The 23417-nt window shown below is 36.7% G+C and carries 22 protein-coding genes; 15 read left to right on the forward strand and 7 right to left on the reverse strand.

The features are described 5' to 3' along the window. The first annotated feature begins 37 nt into the window (after positions 1 to 37). Positions 38 to 871, forward strand: a complete 834-nt coding sequence (locus tag R8923_RS01805) for a hypothetical protein (protein WP_485871042.1) — start codon at positions 38 to 40, stop codon at positions 869 to 871. A gap of 66 nt (positions 872 to 937) precedes the next feature. Then, a complete protein-coding gene (locus R8923_RS01810) occupies positions 938 to 1114 on the forward strand; it encodes a DUF6440 family protein (protein ID WP_485871043.1) in 177 nt (58 codons plus the stop codon). A 67-nt stretch (positions 1115 to 1181) separates the two neighbouring features. Here R8923_RS01810 and R8923_RS01815 read toward each other — a convergent pair whose 3' ends face one another. Together R8923_RS01815 and R8923_RS01820 are read right to left on the reverse strand one after the other, a co-directional pair. Further along, a complete protein-coding gene (locus R8923_RS01815) occupies positions 1182 to 2699 on the reverse strand; it encodes an ABC transporter permease/substrate-binding protein (RefSeq protein WP_485871044.1) in 1518 nt (505 codons plus the stop codon). After that, the gene (locus tag R8923_RS01820) at positions 2696 to 3673 is read right to left on the reverse strand and encodes an ABC transporter ATP-binding protein (RefSeq protein WP_485871045.1); all 978 of its coding nucleotides are present in this window, start codon (positions 3671 to 3673) and stop codon (positions 2696 to 2698) included. Before R8923_RS01820 ends, R8923_RS01815 begins: the two co-directional genes overlap by 4 nt. 165 nt (positions 3674 to 3838) lie before the next feature. On the opposite strand from R8923_RS01820, the gene murB reads away from it, so the two are divergent. The 12 genes from murB (at position 3839) to R8923_RS01880 (ending at position 15452) form a co-directional block, all read left to right on the forward strand. Beyond that, positions 3839 to 4744 (forward strand): UDP-N-acetylmuramate dehydrogenase, encoded by a 906-nt coding sequence (gene murB, locus R8923_RS01825; protein ID WP_485871046.1) that lies wholly within the window; start codon positions 3839 to 3841, stop codon positions 4742 to 4744. A gap of 96 nt (positions 4745 to 4840) precedes the next feature. Continuing rightward, entirely contained in the window at positions 4841 to 5884 is a 1044-nt protein-coding gene (locus R8923_RS01830; RefSeq protein ID WP_485871047.1) for an AI-2E family transporter, read from the forward strand. Positions 5885 to 5947: 63 nt separating this feature from the next. Further along, entirely contained in the window at positions 5948 to 7225 is a 1278-nt protein-coding gene (locus R8923_RS01835) for an alkaline phosphatase family protein (RefSeq protein WP_485871048.1), read from the forward strand. 3 nt (positions 7226 to 7228) lie between these two features. Then, on the forward strand, positions 7229 to 8461 hold the full coding sequence (locus R8923_RS01840) for an MFS transporter (RefSeq protein ID WP_485871049.1): 1233 nt from the start codon (positions 7229 to 7231) through the stop codon (positions 8459 to 8461). 81 nt (positions 8462 to 8542) lie between these two features. After that, on the forward strand, positions 8543 to 9139 hold the full coding sequence (locus tag R8923_RS01845; protein WP_485871050.1) for a VanZ family protein: 597 nt from the start codon (positions 8543 to 8545) through the stop codon (positions 9137 to 9139). Positions 9140 to 9300: 161 nt separating this feature from the next. Further along, positions 9301 to 9630 (forward strand): PadR family transcriptional regulator, encoded by a 330-nt coding sequence (locus R8923_RS01850; RefSeq protein ID WP_485871051.1) that lies wholly within the window; start codon positions 9301 to 9303, stop codon positions 9628 to 9630. Further along, positions 9627 to 9950 carry a DUF1048 domain-containing protein gene (locus R8923_RS01855; protein WP_485871052.1) on the forward strand — a complete coding sequence of 108 codons (324 nt, stop codon included), beginning with the start codon at positions 9627 to 9629 and terminating at the stop codon, positions 9948 to 9950. The genes R8923_RS01850 and R8923_RS01855 overlap by 4 nt, the downstream gene beginning before the upstream one ends. Before the next feature lie 15 nt (positions 9951 to 9965). Further along, complete coding sequence (locus tag R8923_RS01860; protein WP_485871053.1) at positions 9966 to 10874, forward strand: ABC transporter ATP-binding protein; 909 nt, start codon at positions 9966 to 9968, stop codon at positions 10872 to 10874. Between the two features lie 6 nt (positions 10875 to 10880). Further along, positions 10881 to 11642 (forward strand): ABC transporter permease, encoded by a 762-nt coding sequence (locus R8923_RS01865; protein ID WP_485871054.1) that lies wholly within the window; start codon positions 10881 to 10883, stop codon positions 11640 to 11642. Between the two features lie 474 nt (positions 11643 to 12116). Continuing rightward, on the forward strand, positions 12117 to 13052 hold the full coding sequence (locus tag R8923_RS01870) for an ABC transporter ATP-binding protein (protein WP_485871055.1): 936 nt from the start codon (positions 12117 to 12119) through the stop codon (positions 13050 to 13052). After that, on the forward strand, positions 13045 to 13815 hold the full coding sequence (locus R8923_RS01875; RefSeq protein ID WP_485871056.1) for an ABC transporter permease: 771 nt from the start codon (positions 13045 to 13047) through the stop codon (positions 13813 to 13815). Before R8923_RS01870 ends, R8923_RS01875 begins: the two co-directional genes overlap by 8 nt. Positions 13816 to 14156: 341 nt before the next feature. Then, the gene (locus R8923_RS01880) at positions 14157 to 15452 is read left to right on the forward strand and encodes a toxin Cry1Ac domain D-VI-related protein (protein ID WP_485871057.1); all 1296 of its coding nucleotides are present in this window, start codon (positions 14157 to 14159) and stop codon (positions 15450 to 15452) included. 266 nt (positions 15453 to 15718) lie between these two features. Here R8923_RS01880 and R8923_RS01885 read toward each other — a convergent pair whose 3' ends face one another. Continuing rightward, entirely contained in the window at positions 15719 to 16894 is a 1176-nt protein-coding gene (locus tag R8923_RS01885; protein ID WP_485871058.1) for an MFS transporter, read from the reverse strand. A gap of 122 nt (positions 16895 to 17016) precedes the next feature. Here R8923_RS01885 and R8923_RS01890 point away from each other — a divergent pair, with 122 nt between their 5' ends. After that, complete coding sequence (locus R8923_RS01890; protein WP_485871059.1) at positions 17017 to 17595, forward strand: PadR family transcriptional regulator; 579 nt, start codon at positions 17017 to 17019, stop codon at positions 17593 to 17595. A gap of 25 nt (positions 17596 to 17620) precedes the next feature. Here the strand turns inward: R8923_RS01890 and pflA are convergent, their stop codons facing one another. The 4 genes from pflA to mutL all read right to left on the reverse strand — a co-directional run bounded on the left by pflA (position 17621) and on the right by mutL (position 23411). After that, positions 17621 to 18367: a pyruvate formate-lyase-activating protein gene (gene pflA, locus R8923_RS01895; RefSeq protein WP_485871060.1), complete on the reverse strand. Its 747-nt coding sequence runs from the start codon at positions 18365 to 18367 to the stop codon at positions 17621 to 17623. A gap of 86 nt (positions 18368 to 18453) precedes the next feature. After that, positions 18454 to 20685 carry a formate C-acetyltransferase gene (gene pflB / locus R8923_RS01900; protein ID WP_485871061.1) on the reverse strand — a complete coding sequence of 744 codons (2232 nt, stop codon included), beginning with the start codon at positions 20683 to 20685 and terminating at the stop codon, positions 18454 to 18456. 347 nt (positions 20686 to 21032) lie between these two features. Then, positions 21033 to 21593: a glycerol-3-phosphate responsive antiterminator gene (locus tag R8923_RS01905; RefSeq protein WP_485871062.1), complete on the reverse strand. Its 561-nt coding sequence runs from the start codon at positions 21591 to 21593 to the stop codon at positions 21033 to 21035. Positions 21594 to 21605: 12 nt separating this feature from the next. Continuing rightward, positions 21606 to 23411: a DNA mismatch repair endonuclease MutL gene (gene mutL, locus R8923_RS01910; RefSeq protein WP_485871063.1), complete on the reverse strand. Its 1806-nt coding sequence runs from the start codon at positions 23409 to 23411 to the stop codon at positions 21606 to 21608. Positions 23412 to 23417 lie beyond the last annotated feature (6 nt).

Consider the following 23417-nt stretch of genomic DNA (forward strand, 5'->3'; position numbering starts at 1 on the left):
AATTATTAGAATAAGCGTAGTAAAGGTGTTGATTATAATGGCTAGCAAAATGTTGAAACCACAAAAGAAACTTTTAGAGCAAGACCATGTGTTACCTTATAAGATAGATGCGCAAGATCAATTATTTCAGGTTGTCATTTTTACCAAGCTAGGGAAAATCTCTGGCATCACTGTACTAAGAAGCGAAGATGAACTAGCTAGCCGAGAAGAGGCTTTAGCGGTCGTTCAAAAATTGCAGAAGTATAATTTTTATTTTGAATATTTGACAAAACGGGCTAGTATCGTGAAAGAACGTGACAGTATTGTGGCCGAACGAATTGAACAAGCCCAACTTATTTTAAACAATAACGTTTTGTTTGGAGAAAAACTTCAACCTACAATTGATCAACTTAGTCTTGCACTTGAAGTTTACAAACAACAACAGCATAAAATGGATATTTATCAAGAAGATATTGCGTTATTGAATGAAAAAATTAAAGAACAAGGGCTTATTAAGCCAGAAGACTGGACATCAGCAGAAGATTTATCGATTGCTTTTATGAAAGCGGCATATGCGCAAACTATCTATTTGGAGGCGACGAGAGAAAATCGTTCTGCTCTTGCCAAATGGTATCATACCCATCAAAAACAATTGCCATCTGAAGAACGAAAAGCACTAGCTAAAATGGTTAACGTTTTGAGCGATACAAATGGCGGCTTAGTTTTTGATCAAATTATTTCGCTACTTCCACTTTTAGAAGCAGGCTTACTAATTGATAAAACAAACCCCTTACCGAAACGCGCACAAGAGTTTAATATGGAGTATGAAGCACATTGTCGTTTTTATAAACCAAATACAAATAAAATTATCGAACTGATTCGAAACGAATGAGAGAAAAACTAGAATTTGTTTGACGCAAATTCTAGTTTTTTAAAAAAGAGAGGAATGGGAGATAGTATGGCAGATGAACGCTTTAAAAAAGTTTATACGCAAGGGAAAATGACAGTAATGGAAATTTGGGAAGATCAAGAAACGGGAATTCAGTATCTATATCATTATGCGGGTTACTCAGGAGGAATGACGCCACTCTTAGATGAAAATGGTCAACCCGTCCGGCGACAAGAAGACAAATAAACTCATTTTACTTGATAAATAATAAAAATGGATACTAAAAGCGATTAGCTTCTAGTATCCATTTTTATTATTTTTTAAGAATTTTTTCTTTAACTAAAAAGGCACGTGCAACTTCCTCAGCTGATTTTCCATTTACATTGACCTCATAGTTCATCTTTCGCATTTCATCATCCGTAATTTTGCCCGCAAGTTTATTTAGCGGTGCCCGAATTTCTGGATACTTCTCAATTGTTTTAGTGAGCATTAATGGGGCTCCTTGATACGGGGGGAAAAACTGTTTATCATCTTCTAAAACTTTTAATTGATATTGCGCGAGTTCACTATCTGTTGAATAGGCATCAATTAGATTAATATCATTCGCTTCAATAGCACTATAGCGTAGTTTTGGTTCCATCGTTTTTACACTATCAAATTGTAAGCCATATGTTTTTTGGATACCTTTATAGCCATCATCACGGTCATTAAACTCCAGCGTAAAACCAGCTTTCACAAGATTTTGTACGCCAGACAAATCGGAAATTTTTTGTAAATCATTTTGTTTCGCGAAATCGCTTGATACCGCAAGAGCATACGTATTATTATATTGCATAGGTTTTAAATAAGTCATATTAAATTGCTTGGCAAGTCCGTCTCTTGCCTGTTTGTAAACTTGATTCGCATCATGCGATTTGGCAGGATCGTTTGTAAAGGTTTCTAAAACGGTACCAGTGAATTCTGGATAGATGTCGATGTTACCGGATTTAAGTGCGTTAAATAGAAAGCTCGTTTTACCCATATTCGGCTTTAAATTGACGGTTAAATCTGTTTCATCTTCAATTACTAATTTATACATGTTAATTAGTATCTCTGGCTCAGCACCGAGCTTTCCAGCAATCGTAATTTCTTTCTTATCAGAAGTAAAGTACGGAACAATTATGAGTGCAGCAGTAAGCAGAATACCGATGGACACCGTTATAATAGTACTCCTAAAACTTGCCTTTTCTAAGAAGCGCAAAAGAACATCGAATAAAATCGCTAGAAGAGCCGCTGGAATGGCTCCAAGTAAGATTAAACTATTGTTGTTGCGGTCAATTCCAAGCAGAATTAAATCCCCAAGCCCACCAGCGCCAATAAGGGCAGCAAGAGTTGCCGTACCAATTATAAGCACCATCGCCGTACGAATTCCGGCCATAATAACTGGCATTGCAAGAGGTAGCTGTACTTTGTAAAGGCGACGCCACTTGTTCATACCCATAGCGCGCGATGCTTCAACGAGTGCCGGGTCCACTTCATTGATTCCTGTATATGTATTACGCAAAATCGGAAGTAACGCATAAATCACAAGTGCAATAATCGCTGGAACAATCCCAATACCAACAAGCGGAATCAAAAGACCAAGAAGAGCTAAAGACGGTATTGTTTGAAAAATAGCCGCGACTTGGATAATCGGTTCAGCTATTCGCTTATGCCTAGTTAAGTAGATGCCAAGCGGAAGGGCGATTAAAACAGCGATGAAAAGGGAAATGAATGAAATTTGAATATGCTGAACGAGCGCCGTCCAAAGAACATCTTTTCTTTCAATAAATGTATTGATGAGTGTATTCAATTCGCCTCACCAACCTGTTCTAATTGACTAGCTAAAAACTTCGTCAAATCTGCATGTGTCAGAGTATACATTCTCTTGTTATCATCTTGAATTTGCACCGCATTATCTACTGCCAACGCCCCAATAATTTCGCTAACTGTTGCATCATTCTTTAAAACTTTCAAATCAGGCGCATTTTTTTCCTCTAAAGCTAAGAGGTTTATAATGTCTTGTGCATTTTTATTTTCAGGTAATAAATGAGGTTTTGTAATATTTCCAGAATCAAGGAAATGTCTAACAAAGTCATTTTTCGGGTTTTTTAAAATATTTGAGGGGGTATCACACTGAACGATTTTTCCGTCTTGCATGAGGCAAATTCGGTCACCTAGCGCGAGCGCTTCTTGCATATCATGAGTAACAAAAACAATCGTCTTTTTAATTTTCTTTTGGAGGAGAGAAATATCCTGTTGTAGTTTTTGACGTGTAATAGGATCGAGTGCGCTAAATGGCTCATCCATTAAAATGATGCTAGGATCAGCGGCAAGTGCACGCACAACGCCAACACGTTGCTGTTCACCGCCAGAAAGCTCTTTTGGTTTACGATCACGATAAATTTCTGGATCAAGACCAACCATTTCGAGCAGTTCTGTTGTACGGTTATAAATTTTTTCTTTATCCCATTTTTTTAGTTCAGGAACAATCGCGATATTTTCAGCAATCGTCATATGCGGAAACAGGGCAATTTGTTGTAACACGTAACCAATATCGAAACGAAGTTCATGAATATTGTAGTCACTAATGCGTTTCTCATTGATATAAATCGTTCCTGTTGAAAGTGGAATGAGTCGATTAATCATTTTAAGTGTTGTTGTTTTTCCACAACCGCTTGGACCGATAAAAACAAAAAATTCACCATCTTTAATATCCAAGTTGAGCTTACTAACGGCAATATTATCATCCGTATAGTTTTTTGTGACATCTTTAAAACGTATCATAGGGTCCTCCAATCTTTTAAAACAAAAAAGCGAATATTTGTTCCTATACCCGAATTTACCATTTTTTAATCCAAAACACAATTATTTTACATTATTTTGTAAAAAACGGGCTTCATGGTAGAATAGAAGGAGTGAAACTTACAACGTGAATGGAAGGTTTTTAAAATGAAAAAAATAATGAAAGACTTAAACGAAATTTTGCCTAAATTAAATATGAAAGAAAATGAAAGTCTTGCTACATATACCTATACAAAAACAGGTGGAAATGCTGACTTATTTGTGATGCCATGTACAAATGAAGAAGTTCAAACCGTTGTGAAATATTGTCATGATAATCATGTGGCACTAACGATTTTAGGTAATGGTTCAAATTTAATTGTAAAAGATGGGGGCATTCGAGGGGTCGTTTTATATTTTGATGCACTAAATAAAGTAGAACGAAAAGAAACAACCATCTATGCAGGAAGTGGTGCCAAATTAATTGATGTATCACGTTTTGCCCGTGATGCAAGTCTTACTGGTCTTGAGTTTACCTGCGGAATTCCTGGTTCGGTTGGTGGTGCACTTTATATGAATGCCGGAGCATATGGCGGCGAAATTAGTGATTGCCTAGAGGGTGCCACTGTTCTAACATCTACTGGTGAATTACTTCATTTAAAGCGTTCAGAACTCGCAGCAAAATATCGTCATAGTACCGTCGCAGAAAAAAATTTGATTGTGCTGGAAGCAGAATTCAAACTGGCACTTTCAGAAAAACAACCAATAGAAACGAAAATGGCTGAATTAACTGAAGCACGCGAATCCAAACAGCCGCTTGAGTATCCTTCTTGTGGTAGTGTTTTTAAACGTCCACCAGGTCACTTCGCTGGTAAACTTATCCAAGAAAGTCACTTGCAAGGCTTCCAAATTGGTGGCGCACAGGTTTCTAAAAAACATGCTGGCTTTATTGTAAATGTTGGTGGTGCGACAGCAACGGATTATATGTTGGTTATCAAACATGTACAAGAAACTGTAAAACGCAATTTTGATGTCGATTTAGAAACAGAAGTACGTATTATCGGAGAAGACTAGCGCGTCATACTTGAGATGTATCTTTTAGAAGATTGCTGATTACAGCTAAGATATTTGTTACAATAACTAGGTAACTACTTTTTGGGAGGACTATATTTGGAAAGCTTATTTGATTTTTTTAGCAAAAAGAGCACGCGACGTGTCCTAGTCTTTATGTTAGTCGTATTTGTCTTGTATTTGCTCCGTAGTATGATAGACATTATACTGCTAACATTCATCTTTTCATTCCTCATTACAAGGCTTGAGAATTTTATTTTAAAACGGGTTTCTATTTACCGACAAATTATCGTTCTTATTCTGTATGCTTTAATCGCGCTTGGTCTCACATTTGTTGTTGTAAAATATATTCCAGTTCTAACTGAACAAATTGGACAACTTGTGAAATTTGCGAATACTTTCTTTACACAGGAATCGAATAATGAATTCATTAATTATATTATTACGATGGCCAATCAAATCGATATTATGAAATATACTGAACAGGGCGTTCAAATGATTGTCACGTATTTAACGAATATAAGCGTGGTAGCCTTCAATGTATTCATTGCGCTCATTTTAAGCCTGTTTTTCTCTTTAGGAAAAGATCAATTAATTACCTTTACGAATCAATTTGCGACTAGTAAAATTTCATTTGTTTATGATGAGATAAAGTACTTTGGTACAAAATTTGTTGGCACATTTGGTAAGGTTATTGAAGCGCAGTTTTTAATTGCGGTTGTAAACTGCATCCTAACTACAATTGCGTTATGGATTATGGGATTCCCGCAACTCTTAACACTCTCCATCATGGTCTTTTTACTAGGACTAATTCCAGTTGCAGGTGTTATTATTTCGATGATTCCGCTGACCATTATCGCATATACTGTTGGCGGCTTCCAATACGTCTTTTATATTTTAATTGTGGTCGTGATTATTCACGCGCTCGAATCATATGTGTTAAATCCCAAATTAATGTCTGCTAAAACTGACTTACCAGTTTTTTACACTTTTATCATCTTGATTTTTGGAGAACATTTCTTTGGTGTCTGGGGGCTGATCGTTGGTATTCCAGTTGTCATGTTTTTCCTTGATGTACTAGGAGTTACTGATCAAGCTGAACATTTACTTGAAAAGAAACCCAAAAATACGGATAAGGCTTAGACTCTGTGTCTAGGCTTTTTTATTTGTTTTTGATACAATAGGGAGAGAAAGAGGTGCGTAGTATTGGATAGACATTTGTTTATAATTTCTTTTGATGCTTTAGGCGCGAAAGATTTAGAAGATATTGAAAGTTTACCAAATTTTAAAAAGATAAAGGAAGAAGGCACTCATGTTAAAAAAGTCCGCTCGGTGTATCCTTCGCTAACTTATCCAGCTCATACCTCCATTATAACGGGACATTATCCACTTACTCATGGGGTTGTTAACAATACAAAAATTCAACCTGACAAAAATTCGCCCGATTGGTTTTGGTATAAGGATGCTATCAAAGTTCCAACATTGTATGAACTAGCAAAAGCAAAAGGGTATAAGACGGCTTCTTTTTTATGGCCAGTTGCCGCACAAAGTGGCATTGATTATAATATCGCAGAAATTTTTCCGAATCGTTTTTGGCTAAATCAAGTGATGGTTTCTCTTTGGGGAAGTTCACCGCTTTTTCTTTTAAATATGAATAAAAAATTTGGACATTTGCGAAATGGAATTCAGCAGCCTCAACTTGATGACTTTATTACGGCTGCTGTCTTAGATACCATTCAAACGAAAAAGCCGGGTCTTTTAATGGCTCATTTTGTGGATATGGACAGCATGCGGCATCGCTACGGTGTTAGTTCAAAAGAGGCGAACGAGGCACTACAACGGCACGACAAAAGATTAGGCGAAATCATTCGGGCAACTAAAAAGGCAGGTATTTTTGAAAAAAGTGTTTTCGCAGTTTTAGGGGATCATTATCAAATTGATGTTGATACAATCTTGCGGCTTAATGTTTTATTTGCTGAATACAACTGGTTGAGCGTTGGCAATGACAATAAAATAGAGGCATGGCAAGTTTATGCGAAAAGTTGTGATGGGTCTTGTTATATTTACATAAAAAATCCTGAACTTGAAAATCAAGTTTTTGAAGTATTGCAAAGCTTACCAGGGACAGAGAAAGTGTATAATTCAACTGAAATCATTCGCTTAGGTGCTGATGCGGAAGCGACATTTATGGTCGAAGGGATCCCAGGCTGTTATTTCATGGACAATATGGACGGGCCACTTGTTGAAGAGGTAACCGAAGAGAAGATTGGACAGCCAGATTATTATAATGCCGTGCATGGGTATCATCCGCAAAAACAAGATTACGAAACGACTTTACTTATAAGCGGTCCGGGAATAAAACGCGGAAAAGAAGTGGAGATGGCCAGTTTAATTGACGAGGCGCCGACTTTTGCAAAAATTTTGGGCTTTGAGATGCCAAAAGTCGAAGGGAAAGTCATCATTGACATTTTTGAGGGAGAATAAGGGATGTTTACAAAAGAGGAGAAAAGTTGGATACTTCAAGATTGGGCAAATTCTGCCTATTCCATTATGATTACAACGGCAATCTTGCCGATTTATTTTAAAAGTGTAGCATCGAGTGCTGGCGTAAGTGATTATATGTCAACGGCTTATTGGGGTTATGCAAATTCAATTGGGACTTTGCTCATTTCTTGTTTAGCTCCGATTCTTGGGACGATTGCGGATTACCAGTTTTTCAAAAAAAGATTCTTTAATATTTTTACGCTTTTAGGGATTTTATGTACGGTTTCGTTCGTTTTTGTGCCTAATGATGGCTGGCTCATTTTGCTCGGTCTTTATGCGCTATCTCTAATTGGTTTTTCTGGTGCGAATATTTTTTACGATAGTTTTTTAGTGGATGTAACGACAAATGACCGGATGGACCGAATTTCATCAGCTGGTTATGCGTTTGGTTATTTAGGAAGCTCAATTCCGTTTATCATCTTTATTATTTTAAAAGCAACCGGGATACTTCCAATTAGTGATGTTGCTTTAGTAAATATCGGTTTCCTGCTTACGGCAATTTGGTGGCTCGGTTTTACAATACCTTTCTTTAAAAATGTTCATCAAAAGCATTTTCTTGAACGTGTGAAAAATCCAGTGCGAACAAGTTTTAAGCGTTTATTTACAACACTTCGTCAAATTGGTCAGTACCGCACGATTGGATTGTTTTTAATCGCATATTTCTTTTATATTGACGGTGTAGATACCATTTTTCGCATGGCAACATCATATGGCATTGATTTAGGTATTACGGACACAACTTTAATTATTATTTTACTAGTCACACAACTGATTGCATTTCCGTTCACCATTTTGTATGGCTTTTTAGCTAAACACTTTGGGGCAAAAAAGTTGATTCTCATTGCTATTTTTGTCTACCTTGTCATTTGTGTATATGCGCTATTTATGAAAACAACGCTTGATTTTTGGATTTTAGCTATACTTGTAGGAACAAGCCAAGGGGGCATTCAAGCTTTAAGCCGTTCATTTTTTGGTAAAATCATTCCAAAAGAGCGCTCTAATGAGTTTTATGGTTTCTACAATATATTTGGAAAGTTTTCTGCGATTATTGGCCCTGCGCTAATGGGGATAATCACGCAACTAACTGGAAAGACATCTTACGGGGTTTCAAGTTTAATTGTTCTATTCTTAATTGGCGGGGTTTTATTTTTATTCGTACGTGAGGAACAAATTTAAACTTTCTTTAAGTCCTTTTAACGAATTGTTTAAAGATAAGCGCTATACTAATATAAACAATTCAAGTTAGGAGGAAACAAAATGAAAAAAATAGCTTCTATAGGAATCTTGCCTTTTGTTTCCGTAGCGCTAGCACTGTATCTCTACATTTACTATTTTAAAGGTTGGTTGTTATTTTATTTACATCATATTATGGAAACCTATACTTTTATTGATTACATCGTGATTGGACTAACAGCTCTTTTTATTTACCTCATCGGCATACAATTGGTGGAATGGAAGTTCAATAGAAAGTTAACAATCTTAGCTTACGTGCTATATTTTGCAAGTTTGATTGTCTTGCTATTTGGTAAAGCAAGTCATGTTCAAGGCTTCTCTTTTGAAACTTTTGATTTTATTCTTCCATTTTTAGAAGGCAATTTACGAGTCATTACAACAGGAAATATCCTAGCATTTATTCCAATCGGGTTTTTATTTTATAAGTGGCGTTTCATTCAAACTTTGCTCATATCTATTTTCCTGATTACGTTAGTTGAAACTGCTCAATTTATTTTCGCAGTTGGTTTTTTCGATACAGGTGATATCTTTTTAAATGTATTAGGTATTATGAGTGGATATGCTTTCATTCGATTAAAAGCATTCATATCAATGAGAAAGCAATTTGTAAAAAGTCAATGATTTCATTGGCTTTTTTTTATGACCAAAATGGCATTAGAACAGCTTTTTATCCTAACGTATTTTTTTATAGTGAAAAAAATATAATAAAAGTGTTGACGAAATCACTACTTTGTATTACTATATAGTTGTACCTAGTAATACAAAGTAGAGAGGTGGACGTTATGAAAGGATTGACAGAGCTGTTAAAAGGCGTCTTAGAAGGTATGATCCTCCAGAAAATTTCTAAAGGAGAAACATATGGTTATGAAATCACGAAGTATTTAAATGACTTAGGTTTTGATGAAATTGTTGAGGGGACCGTATATACGATTTTAATGCGTATAGAAAAGAAAGGCCTTGTAGAAGTTGAAAAGAAAAAATCTGATTTAGGCCCTGCTAGAAAGTTTTATACACTAAATAGTACGGGTAAAGAAGAATTGGCTAGCTTTTGGAAACGTTGGGAGTTTGTTGCTGCTAAAATGGTAGAGGTTGAAGGAGGGGAATCGAAATGATAAAGTGGTTTAAAAAATATCGCGAAGAAAAGCGTGCATATAGAGCTTACAAAAAACGTGTTACTGCCTTACCAACTGAGTATCGCCGTGTCATGGAAGGTATCCAAACGTATTTATGGAATTTCGCGAATGGTTCTGGCATGATGGATATTTTAATAAATGTACTTGAAATGTTTGAAAATGCTGTGGAAGATAAACTAGATGTGCACGATGTTGTTGGTGATGATTTAGCAGAGTTTGCAGATAATTTACTAAGCGAATTTCCAGAAGAAACATGGATGGAAAAACAACGTAATGCGCTTAGAAAAACGTTAAAATAGAAAGGAGAGGCTATGATGCCTATTATCGATATTCAGAATATTAAAAAAAGTTTTAAAAAACAAACAGTTTTAGAAGATGTGAGTATTCAAGTTGAAGCAGGAAGTATTTATACGTTACTTGGTGCGAATGGTGCTGGGAAGAGTACATTGCTTAAAATAATGACAGGTCTATTAAATAGTGACGGAGGCCAAGTTGAAATTGACCAATTGTCAGTTGATAAAGACCCACGAGAAGCACAAAAAGTCTTTAGTTACAATGCTCAACATGCAAGTGTTGACGAAGTGCTAAGCGGCTTAGAAAACTTGATACTCATTGGAAAACTTAGACACGTTTCAAATCCTAAAAAAGTGGCTCTTTCACTTTTAGAGCAGTTTGGCTTACTGGATGCGAAAGATAAAATTGTTTCCACATATTCAGGTGGGATGAAACGTAGACTGGACCTAGCTATGAGTTTAGTGGGGGATGCTAAAATTTTGTTTTTAGATGAACCTACGACAGGGCTTGACCCAAGTAGCCGACTTGATTTATGGAAAGTTATTCGGAATCTCCAAAATAGTGGAAAAACAATTTTCTTAACAACGCAATACTTGGAAGAAGCAGATCAATTAGCTGATACAATAGGCTTTTTAAAAGACGGAAAGATTATTGCAACCGGAACGCCTAAAGAAATGAAACGCTTAGCGGGTGAGAACAGACTACATTTGACTTTCTCTCCGGAAGATTTAAAGCAAGCAAAAGAAGTTTTGATAGATTTCCAACCAAAAGTGCTTGCCCCTGAACTAATTTCTATTGAACTTACTGAAGAAATGACAACAATTTTGAATATTTTAAAAGTGTTAAACGATCATCAACTTGAACCGACTGATTTTGAAACAATCCGTCCAACGCTTGACGATGTTTTCGTAACACTGACGAAAGGGTGAACAATAATGAAAGAGTATTTTAGTGATATCTTCGCGCTATCTGGGCGCATTATTAAACATAACTTACGTAGTATCGACACGATGATTACAGTTGTGATTATGCCAATTATGATTATGTTAGGTATGGTTTATATTTTCGGAGGTTCCGTACAAATTCAAGGTTTATCTCATCAAGACTATGTGGACTACATTATGCCAGGTATTTTGCTAATTACCATTGCTTCAAGCTCAGCTTATACATCGCTTCGTATCAATCTTGATAAATCAGCAGGAATGTTTGAGCGGTTTAAATCAATGCCAATCGCCAAATCTGCTGTTTTAGGTGGACATGTGTTAGCCTCTGTTATTTTTATGATGATTTCTTGTGCAGCTGTTCTTTTAGTAGGATTACTCATTGGTTTCCGCTCTGATGCAAACATCGGGGAATGGCTACTCATTATTTTGCTACTCATTTTGTTTGCTTTCATGTTAACATGGCTTTCAGTACCGTTTGGTTTAATGGCTGGAAGTATTGAGGGAGCAGGTGCCTTCTCATATGTTATCTTAATGCTTCTATTTGTTAGTTCGGCGTTTGTTCCCGTTGATGGAATGAACAAGTTTGTCCGAATTTTTGCAGAAAATCAACCTATGACACCGATTATTCAAACATTACGTGATTTATTTAATGCCCAGCCACTGACAAGTGATGCATGGCTTTCTCTAGCTTGGATTGCAGGGTTGCTAATTATTTCTTACATTGCGGGCATGAGAGTTTATCGAAAAGTATAATATGAAAAAGCCTTTCCAAATGGGAGGGTTTTTTTTTGAATAAATCCACTATATTGTCGTAGAATTTAAAACCTATTTCAAAGTATAATTTTAAAGGTTTATTATTTAAAATAAATCAATAGCACATGCTATTTGCTAGTAGAATATTATGTATATGTTTGATTTATTTTTTCAGAAAAATACATAAAAACTGTAAGATTTAATCATTTATATGGTTATTTAGGACCAAAAACGGGGTTTCTAGGGAAGTTTACACTTTTAACGCTAAAATTGTGATATAGTGAACATGATTCATCACATCACGGTGAATCAACTTATCATCTTTTGAGATAATGAAAACAACCGCAAAAAGGGCCTTTTGGAAGGGGCTCTTTTTGTGGTTCCATTATTGTAAATTTACGTAAATGATATGTTATAATAGCAAAGTGCCTAAAATAGAGCTGGCAGCTTAAAATAAGGAGAGATAAACACTAAATGACATATGCACTCGAAATTAAAGACTTAAAAAAAGTATATGCAACTGGCGTTGAAGCTTTACGTGGAATCAATTTAGTTGTAGAAGAAGGAGACTTCTACGCACTTTTAGGACCAAATGGCGCCGGAAAATCAACGACAATTGGAATTATTACTTCGCTTGTTAATAAAACTTCAGGCAAGGTAAATGTTTTCGGTTATGATTTAGATACTGAATTAGTTCGAGCGAAACAGCAAATTGGCCTAGTTCCGCAAGAATTTAACTTTAATCCATTTGAAACTGTTCAACAAATTGTTGTAAATCAAGCTGGCTATTACGGAGTTTCACGCAAAGAAGCACTTAAGCGAAGCGAAAAATATTTAAAACAATCTGATTTATGGGAAAAACGCAATGTGCGTGCCCGAATGCTATCAGGAGGTATGAAACGGCGCTTAATGATTGCTCGTGCACTTATGCATGAACCACGCTTGCTCATTTTAGATGAGCCAACTGCTGGCGTGGATATTGAACTTCGACGTGAGATGTGGAAGTTCCTTAAAGAATTAAATGAACAAGGGACAACCATTATTTTAACGACACATTACTTGGAAGAAGCTGAGATGCTTTGCCGTAACATTGGAATCATCCAGACTGGTGAACTAATTGAAAACACCAGCATGAAATCGCTACTCGCGAAACTACAATTTGAAACGTTTCTTTTTGATCTTGCACCTTTTGAGAAAAAACCTGAAATTACTGGCTATAAAAGTTTTTTCGAAGACGAGTTAACGCTCGCTGTTGAAGTCGAACGCAATCAAGGGATCAACGAAATATTTGAGCAGCTCTCGGGACAAAATATAAAAGTTCTTTCGATGCGAAATAAATCCAATCGTTTGGAAGAATTGTTTTTAAAAATCACTGAAGAAGAGCACCGAGTGGAGGAAAAAAATGTTTAATCTATATTACACAGCGCTAAAAAGTTTAGCTGTAAAAGAAACTAACCGTTATATGCGTATTTGGGTGCAAACCTTAGTACCGCCGGTCATTACAACATCGCTTTACTTTGTTATTTTTGGTAATTTAATTGGCGGACGAATCGGGGAGATGGGTGGCTTCTCCTACATGGAATTTATTGTGCCTGGCTTAATTATGATGTCTGCCATCACAAGTTCCTACTCAAATGTTTCCTCTTCCTTTTTCTCACAAAAATTCCAAAAGAATATTGAAGAATTACTAATTGCGCCAGTCCCAACACATGTTATTATTTGGGGATTTGTTATCGGTGGTTTAGGAAGAAGTATTCTCGTGAGCGCACTCGTTACCATGATTTCCCTTTTCTTTGTACCTTTACAAGTTTTTTCTTGGCCGATTATCATTATCGCCCTTTTGATGACAGTCATTTTATTCTCACTAGCAGGCTTATTAAATGGTATTTTTGCCCAATCTTTTGATGATGTATCAATTGTACCAACTTTCGTCTTACAACCCTTAACATATCTTGGCGGTGTATTTTATTCTGTAGCCATGTTACCACCGTTTTGGCAAGCTGTTTCAAAAATTAATCCCATTGTTTACATGATTTCTGGATTTCGATATGGCTTTCTTGGAAAAACGGATGTATCGCTTTTTGTATCTGTAGGAATTCTCGTACTTTTCATTGCCGTACTTTACTCCGTTTGCTGGTATTTAATTGAAAAGGGACGAGGCTTAAGAAGCTAAATAAGTTACATTTATTCACAAATAGTCTGTACAATCTAATGATTTTGTGTAAAATGTACCGTTTTGATGCTTAAATAGTATAGAATGTTCTTATTTTGTTCACAGCTTTTATGTTATAAAATATGATAGTATATAATTATTCACCAGGCATCTATAGATTTAACCAACTCATTTCTGTTACGAAAAAAGCGACTTCTTAAAATAGAGGTCGTTTTTTTTATTTCTAATTCTACGCATTCATTCTATCTCGCAAAACCTAATTTTATAAAAAGATAATTATTTTGTTTTGTTAGTCGTTTTTAGTGGAATAATTTACTTATCAAGGTGAGGGAGTTGGGAGAATGAAGGAGAAAAAGGTAATTTGGTTTGCTCTTTTTGGATTTTTACTACTTATTATTCTAGTCTCAGTTATGTTTGTGAAGCATCAAGATGCTGTGAAAGCAGAAGAAAAAGAAGAGGCAAGAAAAGTAGCATTAGAACGAGAAAAATCGTTAGAAAAAAACGCGACTTCTGCGGTTCAGCGTTTGTTTTCTTCTGAAAATAAGGACTTATTGAGTGATACATATTCTGAAGAGTTAAAAATGAAGGCTAAACAACTTGTAAAACAACTGCCTAATACTAATAAAAAAGCTAATTTAAAAGAAAAATTAGCTCGAGTTGATCAAATTGTTAGCCAGATAGCTACAAATCAAATGAAGGTGAACGCCTTATTCTCGGATAAAAGCAAGCAAACGCTCGCACAAAATGTTACGCATGAAAAAGTAGATACCGTAAAAAGTGCCGTAACAAATGAAACTTTACAAGCGAAGGCAAAAAAAGTTCAACTGGCTGATGTGCAAAAAGCATATCATCTGCTCACGCAACAACAAGAGGTAGAAAAAAGGAATGAAGAAGGTTCAACTAAAGAGCAAACTACTGGAAATCGCACTCAAACACCATCTGGAGAGTCTCATCCTACGACTGATTCATCAAAATCATCTACAAGTGCTCAAAAAAGCGAACAGCCAAAAAGTAGTTCAAGCAATGCTACAGCAAGGTCTTCTGCTGTAAATGAGAATATGCCTACCGTTGCAAAAATGAAGCTTGCTTCACGAACAAATCAAATCATTACTGTAGTAGCAAATGGAACAAGTGCAAATGTAAAATTTTGGGAAAAATCAGGTGGACAATGGAAACAAATATTTTCTACTTATGGTCAAGTAGGTGCGCAAGGGATTGGCTCAGCAGATGAATACCATAGTCGAACACCGAGAGGGGCGTATTCACTTGGTTTTGCTTTTGGAACTAGCAATCCAGGTACAGCTTTATCATTTAGACAAATTACAAATCGGAGTTATTGGATTTCAAATGTGAATGATAGTCAGTATAATACATGGCAAGAACGCGACTCATCAAATAATGCTGATGAGCATATGGCAAACTATCCGGCGCAATACCGCTACGGTGTCGTGATAAATTACAATACAAGTCGAACAAAAGGTGCCGGATCTGGCTTTTTCTTACATTGCAGTAATGGCGCTCCAACTGCAGGCTGTGTCGCAATCCCAACGAACCAAATGGTAACGGTATTGCAAAAACTTCATAGCGGAGCCTATATTGTGAATGTGACAAGCGAAGAAGAATTATTACAATATTAATGTACAAAAAAGAGCAAAAACAAAATTTGCTCTTTTTTTGTACTAAAAGTAGCTTTTGAATTAAAAAAACACTATGGCATGACTTATCAAATATCTTTGAGGAGGTGTAAAAAAAGATAACGGATGTGGAATAGGGAGGATTGATTTTACAAGCTTTTGGAACTCGGCAACTTTTAAATTTTCTAGTTTACATAACATATATTATAGGAAGTATTGAATTATCGTAAACAAAAACGCCTTCTATAAGGAAAACGTTTTTGCAGAGTTTATTCCATTATTTCAACTGTATGTTCTACAGGTCGCACCTTCAAAAATAAAATGCCCATTCCAACAATTGCTAAAGCGGCAGCAATTAAAAATGGATAGCTTGTTCCAAATGCTTCGCTAATAATTCCTGAACATAATGGTGCAAATGCAGCACCTAACCAGCGAATAAAGTTATATGCGCCACTTGTCACGCTACGTGCGTATGGTGAATGCTCTATGACCGTTGTTGTAAATAAAGCGTTGTTTATTCCTAAAATTAAGCCTGAGATGATGATTAAAATGATTCTGATCCATAGAATGTTAACTAGACCTAAGAAAATCAAAATAACCGCACATGTAATTAAAGTGAATTTTAATATTGTTTTTGAATTGAATCTAGTTTCTAAATCATGTGCCACTTTGGCGGAACCAAATGCAAGGCATAGCCCCCAAGCGAAAAAGACAAAACCAATTTTTATGGCAGATAATCCAAGGACAAGTGGTGAAAAAGCGAGAATGGTGAAGAAACAATAATAGTAAAACATCCCACTAAGCGAAATTTGCAGGAATGGTTTATAGGTAAACAAATGCAACATTTGCTTAATCGGAACTTGCTTTTTACCTGTAGAGATTTCAATGTTTTTCGGTGCTTTCACTTTAAATAAAATAAGCAAACATGCAATGAAAATCAAAATGGCGGTTGCTAAAAATGGATAACGCCATGATATATTTCCTAAAACACCACCTAGTAACGGACCAAATGCCATTCCAAGCCCCATAGCTGACTCATATAAGCCAATGGCGTGAGAGGTTGTATGAGAAAGTGAAATTAAAAGCGTCATAGCAGTTGCTAGAAACATTGAATTCCCAAGTCCCCACCCTGCTCTAAAGATAGATAATGCGCCAATGCTATTTGAAAAGCTACAGAGAAGTGCAAAAATAGTAACTAAAAATAGTCCACTAACAATGAGCCTTTTATCCCCTACTTTACTTGCGACAATCCCAATTGGAATCATCATGATGGCCATCGTAAAAATGTAGGCCGTAAATAGCATTTCTACTTGTGAATGTGTGGCCCCAATACTTGAGGCGATGCTCGGTAGAATGGGATCGACAATCCCAATTCCCATAAAAGCAAGTAGTGATGCCGCAAAAGTAATCCATTTACCAGTATTTTTCTGTTGTTCCGTTAACATGTTCGTTCCACTTCTTTCTATTTTTTCGACTTTTTAAGTGTATCGTTATTTTATCTATATGTCAATATTTACATATGTTGTTTTTAGCGAATTCTTTGCACAAATCCGCTAAATCGATTACAATGAGCAAGAAGAAAGCTACTGGAAAGGAAGTAAACTTTGTGAAGTCTAAAATTAATTTACTTGGCTATACATTGCTTGAAATGATTGCTCGCGAAGCTTCGAGTGGCTATGACCTTGCTAATCGCCTTCGAATCATGCAAAATACGAATCATAGCCAAATCTACCCAATGCTTGCAAAGCTTGAAGACGAGGGCTATTTGACCGTTCACACGCAGCAACAAGAAGGAAAACCGAATAAAAAGATCTACGCCATCACAGAAAACGGTATTTTTTTATTAAAGGAATGGTCCGAAACAGCGCTCAAAATACCAGTAACGCGTGATGAATTTATTATCAAACTGCAACTGGATTGGCTAAATCCAGAACGAACAGCGATTCTTTTAGAAGAACGCTTGACCTATTTAGATGGGCAACTGCGATTGACAGAAGATAGTTTAGAACATTTCGAGAAACTATTGGGACTGGTGAATGAGAATGATTTTGCAAACAACATGCCCTATCAAATTTATTTGCGAAAACGTGACTTAATCTGTGCTGAAATCAATTGGTGCCAGGACATTTTAAAGCATAAAAAATAAGCCTTCGTTGCAGAAGGCTTATTTTTTATGCATAAGTGGCCGTTTTTAAAATTTCATTGGCCATTTTAATTGTTTCCTCATCAGGCGGTTCGATTCCTTCAAGTGGATAACGAATGCCAAGTTCTTTCCATTTGTAAACACCCATCGTGTGATAGGCCAACACTTCGACGCGCTTCACATTCGGTAAAGTATCGATGAAATCACGTAAAGCTGTCAAGTCTTCTGGGTCATCCGTTTTTGTCGGAATTAAAACATGGCGCACCCAAATGGCTTGGTTTTTATCACGTAAATAATGCGCAAAGTCTAAAATTGGTGCATTCGATTTTGTTGTAAGTTTTAAGTGTTTCTCAGGATTCATTTGTTTAATGTCAAGCAAGATTAAATCTGTCACTTCCATGAGCCGATCAAGCTTTTCAATGAATTCAGGTTCACGTGTGAAACAACCACCGCAACTATCGATAGTTGTGTGAATCCCGGCTTTTTTACATAAAGTAAAGAACTCAATTAAGAAATCGATTTGTAAAAGTGGCTCCCCGCCACTAACAGTAACACCACCACCAGAAGCATCCCAAAATTCGCGGTATTTAATCGCTTCATCAAAAACATCTTGTGCCGAACGCTCTAAACCCGTACCAATTTTCCAAGTGTCAGGGTTATGGCAGAACTGGCAACGTAGTAAACACCCCTGCATAAATACAATAAAACGGATTCCCGGACCGTCAACCGTCCCCATTGATTCAACTGAATGTACGCGTCCCATTACTTCTGACATAACAACCTCTTCCTTTCGATTGGCTTAAAAAGGGGGATGCTGCTTCTCGCCTAGCATCCCCTTTTTGAAATCTACTTTTTTATTTATTACATGCTTTCGTGCATTGTGCGGTGGATAACATCTAATTGTTGTTCACGAGTAAGTTTAATGAAGTTAACTGCGTATCCAGAAACACGAATCGTTAGTTGCGGATATTTTTCTGGGTGATCCATTGCATCCATTAATGTATCACGATTGAATACGTTGATGTTTAAATGATGTCCCATTTTACTAGAATAGCCATCTAACATAGCTACTAAGTTATTGATTTGAGATTCATCTTCGCGACCAAGAGCTTTTGGTACGATAGAGAATGTATTGGAGATACCATCTTGACCATATTCATATGGTAATTTTGCAACAGATGAAAGGGAAGCAAGAGCTCCTTTTGTATCACGACCGTGCATTGGGTTCGCACCAGGTGCAAATGGTTCCCCGGCACGACGTCCGTCTGGTGTGTTACCTGTTTTCTTACCATAAACCACGTTTGAAGTGATTGTAAGAACAGACGTTGTATGAACAGAATCACGATAAGTTTTATGTTTTTTAACTTTTGTCATGAAGCGTTTTAATAAATCAACAGCAATTTCATCAACGCGATCATCATTATTACCATATTTAGGATAGTCACCTTCAATTTGGTAATCTGTTACGATACCATCTTCGTCACGAACTGGTGTTACTTTAGCGTATTTAATTGCAGAAAGGGAATCAGCTGCAACAGATAGGCCGGCAATACCAGTCGCCATTGTGCGTAAGATATGTGTATCATGTAATGCCATTTCGATACGTTCATAGGAATATTTATCATGCATATAGTGAATAACATTTAAAGTGTTTAAATAGAGTTCTGCAATCCATTCCATCATAGCATCATATTTTTCCATTACTTCGTCGTATTCAAGAACATCACTCTCGATTGGACGGAAAGCTGGACCAACTTGTACTTTTGATTTTTCATCAACGCCGCCGTTAATTGCATAAAGCAATGTTTTTGCTAAGTTAGCACGAGCGCCGAAGAATTGCATTTGTTTACCAACACGCATTGCAGATACACAACAAGCAATGGCATAATCATCGCCCCATTTTGGACGCATAACATCGTCATTTTCGTATTGAATAGCAGATGTTTTAATAGACATTTTCGCACAGAATTTTTTAAATCCTGATGGAAGTTCAGTAGACCAAAGTACAGTTAAGTTTGGTTCTGGAGCTGGACCTAAGTTGTCTAATGTATGCAAGAAACGGAATGAATTTTTAGTTACAAGTGGAAGACCATCTTCACTAATCCCACCGATAGACTCAGTTACCCAAGTTGGGTCTCCAGAGAATAATTCATTGTAGTCTGGTGTACGCGCGAATTTAACAAGACGAAGTTTCATGATGAAGTGATCCACAATTTCTTGTGCTTCTTCTTCAGTTAAAACGCCATTGCGTAAATCACGTTCAACGTAGATGTCTAGGAATGTAGAAGTACGTCCTAAACTCATCGCCGCACCGTTTTGTTCTTTAATGGCAGCTAGATAGCCTAAATATAACCATTGGAACGCTTCTTGAGCTGTTTTTGCTGGCTTAGAAATATCAAAACCGTGTTTTTCCCCTAAAACTTTAAGTTCTTGAAGTGCACGAATTTGTTCGTTGATTTCTTCACGTAAGCGAATGATATCATCGCTCATCGTGCGAAGACCTGTGTTATTTAAATCTTGTTTCTTTTGGCTAATTAAGTAATCTACACCATAAAGCGCAACACGACGATAGTCACCGATGATACGACCACGGCCATATGCATCTGGTAAACCAGTAATAACACCAGATTTACGAGCAGCACGCATTTCAGCAGTGTAAGCATCAAATACACCTTGGTTATGCGTTTTGCGGTATTCAGTGAAGATATGGCTAATTTCTTCATCAACTTTAAAGCCATAAGATTCAGCAGCTACTTCTGCCATACGGATTCCACCAAATGGTTGTAATCCACGTTTAAATGGTTTGTCAGTTTGGAAACCAACAACTTTTTCTAAGTCTTTGTTTAAGTATCCAGGGTCATGAGAAGTAATAGTCGATACAATCTTTGTATCCATATCCAAAACGCCACCGTTTTCACGTTCTTGTTTTGTCAAATCCATTACTTGATCCCATAGTTTTGTTGTTGCATCAGTTGGTCCAACTAAAAAGCTGTCGTCCCCTTCATACAAGCGATAGTTTTTTAAAATGAAATCTCGAACATCTACTTCTTCTTGCCAGTTACCACCAGTAAATTCATACCATTGTTCAGTCATTATGGAAACCCTCCTGTTATTTTGCTCATTTTCGAGCGTTTGTTAGTGAGCAAAGTTAGTTATATTTATACTGTTATCATAACATAAAATAAAAAAAATGCTACAGTTTTGTGCATCTTTTTTCAAACTTTTTTATTACAATTTTGTTACAAAACGTCCGAATGGCTTTCTTATCCCTTGTTTTCAGCCTGTTTTTTATTTTGGTTGAAACAATTTATTTTTGAATGTTGATTGATTTCACTTTGCCTGTATCAGTTCAATACATCCTTTTTGTTATAGTACAGTTTTAGAAACCGCTTTCTGTTTCATATAATTGTTTTTCATGAAAACAACTCGACTAATGAAAATTAGTCGAGTTGTTCAGCCCACAATTCTTTATTTGAAGTTGTTACTGCTGCCGCACCAGCCTCTAATACGGTATCAATTTGAGATTTCCTTTCTATTAAGCCACCTGCAATAATTGGAATTTGAAGCTTTTTGCTTAAGTCCGCAATTTGTTCAGGTAAAATTCCTGGTAAAAGCTCAATCGCATCTGGTTCAACTTTTTCAACTAATTTCATGCCTTTTTGATATGCGCTTGAGTCAATCATGAATAGGCGCTGAATAGCAAGCACCTTATGTTGTTTGGCTTTTAAAATAACATTTCCACGTGTTGAAATGATGCCATCAGGACGGATTTGTTGGCAAATAAAATCAATGGCATAGTCATCGTTTTTTAGCCCATTAATTAAATCTGCGTGAAGCAAAACTTTTTTACCAGTAGATTTTGCAAAGTCGACAAGTGATTTTACCTGAGCCACATGTGTTTCAAGCATGACCATATATTGAACTGATTGCTTGGTAATTTTCTCAATATCACGTTGATGATGGGCAGCTGGAATAATTTTTTGTCCGCCAAATAGTTCCATCCCTTTTTCTCCTTACATAACCCGCTTAAACATTTTTTCAAGCTCATAGGTCGTATATTTAATAATAACCGGTCTGCCGTGTGGACAAGTAAATGGATCACTTGCCTCGCGTAATGTATCGAGAAGAGCTTCCATATCAGCAGTCGTTAAATAATGATTGGCCTTAATAGATTTTTTGCAACTCATCATAATGGCCGTATCTTCACGGAGTTTATGAATACTAATATTTGGCGCATGAAGAGCTTCGTCCACAATGGAGCGAAGTGTTTCCTCTTCTTCACCTTTAGGAAACCAAGTTGGGTGCGCTCGGATAATAAAACTATTTTGTCCGAATGATTCCAAAAAGACACCGACTTCTTTCAGACGCTCCGTTTCAGCGCTTAGACGAATATACTCATCATTCGAAAATTCTAGAACAATCGGGACGAGTAGTTCTTGTAATTCGCGTTCCACCTCACCAATTTTCTCACGGAAAAACTCATATTTAATACGTTCCTGCGCCGCATGTTGATCAATAATAAAAAGTCCCTCTTCGTTTTGTGCCAAAATATAGGTCGCGTGCATTTGCCCAATCGGGTACATTTTCGGGATACGCTCCTTCTTCTCTTCTACAACAGGTGTCGCGTCTGATACATACTCCTCAGGGGGTTCTTTTACAAGCGAATCCAAGTTTTCAAGCCTATCCTCTTCCTCAGGAATAAAGTCTGGAACATTTGGCTTTTCGAATAAAGTTGGTGATTCTTGACGTTTTGGTTCGCGTTCTGCTTCAAAGTCAATTTGCGTTTGTTCAGAAATTATCTTCTCGCGTTTTGACACGCTCCCGTCTGGAATAAGTTGGAGTTTATGAAAAGCCTCTTTGATGGCTGCCGTAATAAGCTGACCGAGCTCTTTTTCTTTACTAATACGAACTTCTAGTTTGGCAGGATGAACATTGACGTCAACGATAATGGGGTCCATTTCAATTTGCAAAACAATAATTGGAAAGCGCCCAATTGGTAGTAACGTATGGTAGCCTTCTTGAATAGCCTTGACAAGTGCGAAATTTTTAATGAATCGCCCATTAATAATCGTAGAAATATAATTGCGATTTGAGCGATTAACTTCAGGTAGCACCCCGTAACCGCTCACCTTAAAATCAAGTGATTCAGCAGAAATAGGGATTGTCTTTTTCGCAATTTGCACGCCGTAAATAGCCGCAATTACTTGGCGCAAATCATTGTTTCCGCTCGTACTTAATAATGATTTGCCGTTATGACTTAGTCGGAAACTAATTTCAGGATGAGAAAGTGCAAGGCGGTTAACAACATCTGTAATATTTCCAAGTTCTGTTGGCAAACTTTTTAAATATTTTAAGCGAGCTGGTGTGTTGTAAAAAAGGTTACTCACTTCAATTTGTGTCCCGCGTCTTGCAGCATCATGATGTTTTTCTTTTTCTTGGCCACCTTCGATAACAATTTTTGTTCCTGTTTCGCCTGTCGAAGTTGTCATTTCAACACGTGCTACAGAAGCGATACTTGGAAGAGCCTCACCTCTAAACCCGAGCGTATGCACGCGAAATAAATCATTTTCATTTTTAATTTTACTCGTCGCATGGCGCAAAAAAGCAGTTGAAACATCTTCTGGATCAATGCCAGCGCCGTTATCAATGACTGTCATTTTTGATAAACCAGCTTCTTCTATCAATATGTCAATGACCGAACTTCCTGCGTCAATCGCATTTTCCAAAAGTTCTTTAATGACAGATGCGGGTCGTTCGACTACTTCACCCGCCGCAATTTTATTTGACAAATCGTCTGTCAACTCAATAATTTTGGCCATAAAATC

This window comes from Listeria tempestatis (assembly GCF_963575625.1).
In the GTDB taxonomy this organism is placed as follows: domain Bacteria; phylum Bacillota; class Bacilli; order Lactobacillales; family Listeriaceae; genus Listeria; species Listeria tempestatis.

What these genes read in the sequence shown, in the direction of transcription:
- mutL (WP_485871063.1), bottom strand. Translation starts at nt 23,411, where the DNA reads ATGGCCAAAATTATTGAGTTGACAGACGATTTGTCAAATAAAATTGCG.
- R8923_RS01870 (WP_485871055.1), top strand. Translation starts at nt 12,117, where the DNA reads ATGACATATGCACTCGAAATTAAAGACTTAAAAAAAGTATATGCAACT.
- pflB (WP_485871061.1), bottom strand. Translation starts at nt 20,685, where the DNA reads ATGACTGAACAATGGTATGAATTTACTGGTGGTAACTGGCAAGAAGAA.
- R8923_RS01885 (WP_485871058.1), bottom strand. Translation starts at nt 16,894, where the DNA reads ATGTTAACGGAACAACAGAAAAATACTGGTAAATGGATTACTTTTGCG.
- R8923_RS01845 (WP_485871050.1), top strand. Translation starts at nt 8,543, where the DNA reads ATGAAAAAAATAGCTTCTATAGGAATCTTGCCTTTTGTTTCCGTAGCG.
- R8923_RS01810 (WP_485871043.1), top strand. Translation starts at nt 938, where the DNA reads ATGGCAGATGAACGCTTTAAAAAAGTTTATACGCAAGGGAAAATGACA.
- R8923_RS01855 (WP_485871052.1), top strand. Translation starts at nt 9,627, where the DNA reads ATGATAAAGTGGTTTAAAAAATATCGCGAAGAAAAGCGTGCATATAGA.
- murB (WP_485871046.1), top strand. Translation starts at nt 3,839, where the DNA reads ATGAAAAAAATAATGAAAGACTTAAACGAAATTTTGCCTAAATTAAAT.
- R8923_RS01805 (WP_485871042.1), top strand. Translation starts at nt 38, where the DNA reads ATGGCTAGCAAAATGTTGAAACCACAAAAGAAACTTTTAGAGCAAGAC.
- R8923_RS01850 (WP_485871051.1), top strand. Translation starts at nt 9,301, where the DNA reads ATGAAAGGATTGACAGAGCTGTTAAAAGGCGTCTTAGAAGGTATGATC.
- R8923_RS01820 (WP_485871045.1), bottom strand. Translation starts at nt 3,673, where the DNA reads ATGATACGTTTTAAAGATGTCACAAAAAACTATACGGATGATAATATT.
- R8923_RS01865 (WP_485871054.1), top strand. Translation starts at nt 10,881, where the DNA reads ATGAAAGAGTATTTTAGTGATATCTTCGCGCTATCTGGGCGCATTATT.
- R8923_RS01875 (WP_485871056.1), top strand. Translation starts at nt 13,045, where the DNA reads ATGTTTAATCTATATTACACAGCGCTAAAAAGTTTAGCTGTAAAAGAA.
- R8923_RS01840 (WP_485871049.1), top strand. Translation starts at nt 7,229, where the DNA reads ATGTTTACAAAAGAGGAGAAAAGTTGGATACTTCAAGATTGGGCAAAT.
- R8923_RS01880 (WP_485871057.1), top strand. Translation starts at nt 14,157, where the DNA reads ATGAAGGAGAAAAAGGTAATTTGGTTTGCTCTTTTTGGATTTTTACTA.
- R8923_RS01905 (WP_485871062.1), bottom strand. Translation starts at nt 21,593, where the DNA reads ATGGAACTATTTGGCGGACAAAAAATTATTCCAGCTGCCCATCATCAA.
- R8923_RS01890 (WP_485871059.1), top strand. Translation starts at nt 17,017, where the DNA reads ATGAGCAAGAAGAAAGCTACTGGAAAGGAAGTAAACTTTGTGAAGTCT.
- pflA (WP_485871060.1), bottom strand. Translation starts at nt 18,367, where the DNA reads ATGTCAGAAGTAATGGGACGCGTACATTCAGTTGAATCAATGGGGACG.
- R8923_RS01860 (WP_485871053.1), top strand. Translation starts at nt 9,966, where the DNA reads ATGCCTATTATCGATATTCAGAATATTAAAAAAAGTTTTAAAAAACAA.